This is a genomic window from Dietzia cercidiphylli (genome assembly GCF_014145145.1).
In the GTDB taxonomy this organism is placed as follows: domain Bacteria; phylum Actinomycetota; class Actinomycetes; order Mycobacteriales; family Mycobacteriaceae; genus Dietzia; species Dietzia natronolimnaea.
Map to the genome: position 1 here is coordinate 1 of NZ_JAALEA010000101.1, position 3,758 is coordinate 3,758.

4 protein-coding genes and 1 pseudogene are annotated in these 3,758 nt (G+C 69.8%); 3 read left to right on the plus strand and 2 right to left on the minus strand.

What is annotated here, in order from left to right; genetic code table 11:
* A pseudogene (locus G6028_RS04400) lies at positions 1-293 on the minus strand (AAA family ATPase); the annotation flags it as partial.
* A 138-nt stretch (positions 294-431) separates the two neighbouring features.
* Here G6028_RS04400 and G6028_RS04405 point away from each other — a divergent pair.
* Positions 432-1,631, plus strand: a complete 1,200-nt coding sequence (locus tag G6028_RS04405) for a sterol desaturase family protein (protein ID WP_182658167.1) — start codon at positions 432-434, stop codon at positions 1,629-1,631.
* 106 nt (positions 1,632-1,737) lie between these two features.
* Here G6028_RS04405 and G6028_RS04410 read toward each other — a convergent pair whose 3' ends face one another.
* On the minus strand, positions 1,738-2,070 hold the full coding sequence (locus tag G6028_RS04410; RefSeq protein ID WP_182658168.1) for a VOC family protein: 333 nt from the start codon (positions 2,068-2,070) through the stop codon (positions 1,738-1,740).
* A 145-nt stretch (positions 2,071-2,215) separates the two neighbouring features.
* On the opposite strand from G6028_RS04410, the gene G6028_RS04415 reads away from it, so the two are divergent.
* Positions 2,216-2,356: a hypothetical protein gene (locus G6028_RS04415; protein WP_179525730.1), complete on the plus strand. Its 141-nt coding sequence runs from the start codon at positions 2,216-2,218 to the stop codon at positions 2,354-2,356.
* A 141-nt stretch (positions 2,357-2,497) separates the two neighbouring features.
* On the plus strand, positions 2,498-3,758 hold a 1,261-nt coding region (locus G6028_RS04420; RefSeq protein ID WP_182658169.1), incomplete at its 3' end, for an oxidoreductase.

Consider the following 3,758-nt stretch of genomic DNA (forward strand, 5'->3'; position numbering starts at 1 on the left):
GCGCCCCCGGTGAAGGCGACGTGCCCGATGCACAGGTCCAACCCGAAGCGCCGCAGGGTGGTGAGTTCGGCGACGAGGCGGCGGATGTCCGCATCGCGGTCGATGGTCTGGGCGCCGGTACCGGCCGGGTCGCGGCGACGGGCGCCCAGGCGGGCCGACAGGTCGGCGACCCGCTGCGCGAGGCAGTCCGCGATCGCCGAGAACTGCTGTTCGTCGGCGGCGATCAGGGCCGGATCGGCCTTGCTCCGAAGGTGGTCGGGGAGAGCGAAAATGCTGGTCGGCAGGGGTGGCATCGCGCTAGTGTGCGCCCCCACCGGGGTCTTGCGGCAAGACCCCCCACCAGCTATATCTTGAAAGGGGCACAGGGAACGTCGGCCCGACCCGAGGCTCCCGCCCTCGCGCCACAGTGACCCACGTCATATCCTCAGAGCGTGAAGGTTGATCTGACGGTCCTGGCCATCCCCGGTTTCATCGCGGCGATGGCGGCCGAATACGCATGGCAGTCCCGCAATCCGGCGGAAGGGGAGCGGGCCGGCGACTACGAGTTCGCCGACACCATGGCCAGCCTGTCGATGGGCGTGGGCAGTCTGGTGGCTCCGTACGTGGCGGACACGCTGCTCGCCCCCGTCACCCCGCGCACCGGCCGGTACGCCAAGGCGCTGATGGGCCTGTCCCTCGCGGCGGCGGCCGCAGCGACGGTGGGAGACGTGGTGCGGCGCACCCGGACCACCGGTCTGCTCAGGGCGGGCGCGTTGCCGTCGAGGGTGTCGTCATCCCTTTCGAGTCGAGCACCCCTGTCAAGCCAACCGCCCCTGTCAGGCCGGGCGAAGGGGAACGACGACGACGAGGTCCTCACCTCCGACCCGGATCCCGTCCCCGGGGCCGCCCAGGTGCTGCCCGCGCTGCGACGCATCACCGGAGGGTCGGCGGTGACGTCGCTCGCCTCGGCGGTGGTGACGGTCTCGACGTTGTGGAGTGCGCAGACGGCCGGCAAGAGGCTCTTCCGCCTCTCCCCGCTTGATCTGGGCACGGGTCCGCTCGCCTACGCGGTGGCGATCCTGGGGTGGGACTTCATCTACTACTGGAACCACCGCTTCGATCACGAGAGCCGCTGGCTGTGGGCCATGCACGTGGTGCACCACTCCAGCGAGCGCTACAACCTCTCCACCGCACTGCGGCAGCCGGTGGCCGAGGCGCTGACGATCTACGTGCCGTACGGGCTGCTCTCGCTGCTGGGCGTGCGGCCGGCGCTCGTGCAGGACGCCCGCGCGATCAACCTGATCTACCAGTTCTGGGTCCACACCGAGGTGATCCGGTCGATCGGGCCGTTCGAGCGGGTCTTCAACTCACCCGCCCACCACCGAGTGCACCACGGCAGCAACCGCGAGTACCTGGACCGGAATCACGGCAGCATCCTCATCCTGTGGGACCGCCTGTTCGGCACCTTCGAGCCCGAGGGGCAGAAGGTCGTCTACGGGCTGACCACCAACATCGATACGTTCAACCCGGCGCGGATCGCCTCGCACGAGTGGATCGCGATCGCCCGAGACGTGTTCCGATCCGAGACCTGGAAGGACCGGGTCGGCTACCTGGTGCGCGGGCCGGGGTGGGCCGGGGCGCGGCGGGCGTGACGCCGCTGACCTGGGGTGCCCTGCACGGGCGGTCCAGGGCATCGCAGGTCAGCGAGCGGTCAGCCTAGCCCGCCACCAGGAACCAGGTTCCTACTGCGCCCAAGGGTCACTGCCCGGTGATGACGACCCGGTTCCCGTCCGGATCGCTCAGTAGGAGGATCCGGCCGCCGCCACCCGGGACCGGGCCATCGTGGGCGATGCCGCTCGCGGTCAGCCGGGCCGCGGCGGCGTCGAGGTCGGTCTCGTCGAGGACGACGGTCGACTGGCCTGCGCGCTCGGGCTCGGACCACACCTGTAGTCCGAAGCTGTCGCCCGGGTGCCATTCGATGAGACCGGGCATGGGCCGCAGGTCGGGGGCGCGATCGAACAACAGGGAGTACCACTGCTCGGCGCGGGCGATATCGCTGACAGTGCACTGGGCGAGGATGCGACGGATCATGTGGCGCTCTTCCGACGGTGGAGTGCGCTCACCGTAGCAACTCGCGTCCCGTGCCAGCGTGAAGGCCGCCGCAGCGTAACGGGTCCCCGGTAGGGTTCGATTTCGCGTGTAAGGCACCGCACCCGCACTGGTAAGGAGCGACATCGTGTTTCCCTCTGGCTCGATCGAGAATCCGCTGCGCTATCTCTTCGGCCCCGGGCCGGGTGAGGCGTCCTGTCTGGCCCTGACGCCCGAGTGCATGGGACTGCTGCCGTATCTCGCGGCCCGGTTCGGCATGGGCTCCTGACGCACTGCGTCACGAGCGCGTCGCCCCGCCCGGCGATAACTAGAACCTGTTCTTGACACCCGTCAACCCCCGCGTATTCTCCTCAGGGTGACCACCCTCACCTCCTTCCCTCGTCTCCTGTCGCCCGGGCGTATCGGCCCCATGTCCACGGCCAACCGCATCGTGCTACCCGCCATGGACATGAACGTCTCGGAGGACGGTGAGATCGAGCAGCGGGAGATCGACCACTACGTCGCCCGCGCCGCCGGAGGTGCCGGGCTGATCATCACCGGCGCGTGCGCGATCGCCTTCCCGCACGGCGCGGCGTCAATGAAGGAACCGGGGCTCTCGGACGACAGGTTCCTCCCCGGGCTCACGGCCCTGGCGGACGCCGTCCACGCCGCGGGGTCGAAATTGTGTGTGCAGTCCACGCATCACGGCAAGGTCGCGCGGGTGGACATCGCGAACGACCGGCCGGTGATCGCCCCCAGCGCGCCCGATTACGACTACGACTACTCCGCGCTGGCCGACAGCACCCCCGACGAGCTCGGCAGGATGGGCGCCGCGACCGGTGGCAAGAAGACGGTCTACCGGGAGATGGACCACGCCGACATCGCCTGGCTCGTCTCCACCTGGGCCGATGCCGCCGACCGCATCGCCCGGTCCGGTGCGGACGCGATCGAGATCCACGTGGCCCACGGCTACATCCTCGGGGTGTTCCTCAACCGCCGCGACAACCAGCGCACCGATTCCTACGGCGGGTCGCTGACCAACCGGGCGCGGCTGGCGTGCGAGGTCATCGCCGCGGTCAAGGAGCGGGTGGGGGACACGCTCGCGGTGCTGGTGCGGGTGGCCGGCGAGGAGTACGGCCAGGACGGCGGGCTGACGCTCGAGGAGGCCATCGAGGCCTCACGCATGTTCGAGCGCGCGGGCGCCGACGCCATCCATGTGACCGGGTGGGGCCGCAACCCCTTCGACAACTTCACCGACGGCCCCCTGCCGGACACCGTCGGCGCGTACCTGGACAACGCGGCGGCCATCAAGCAGGCCGTGTCGGTGCCGGTGATCGCGGTGGGCCGCATGCTGCCGGAGGTCGCGGAGAAGGCGATCGACGACGACAAGGTGGACTTCGCCGCCATGGGCCGGCAGTTGCTCGCCGATCCGGAGCTGCCCAACAAACTGGCCGCCGGCACACCCGAGCTGGTGCGACCGTGCATCAACTGCTACCTGTGCGTGGCCGAGAACTTCTTCGACGACACCCCCTTCTGCGCGGTCAATCCGGCGCTGGGCAACGAGACGCTGCTGCCGCTGACTCCGGCGCCGGCCCGAACCCACGTCGTGGTGGTGGGCGCGGGTCCGGCCGGGCTGGAGGCCGCCCGCGTGTTGGCCGAACGCGGTCACCGCGTGACAGTGGTGGACAAGT

What these genes read in the sequence shown, in the direction of transcription:
- G6028_RS04410 (WP_182658168.1), bottom strand. Translation starts at nt 2,070, where the DNA reads ATGATCCGTCGCATCCTCGCCCAGTGCACTGTCAGCGATATCGCCCGC.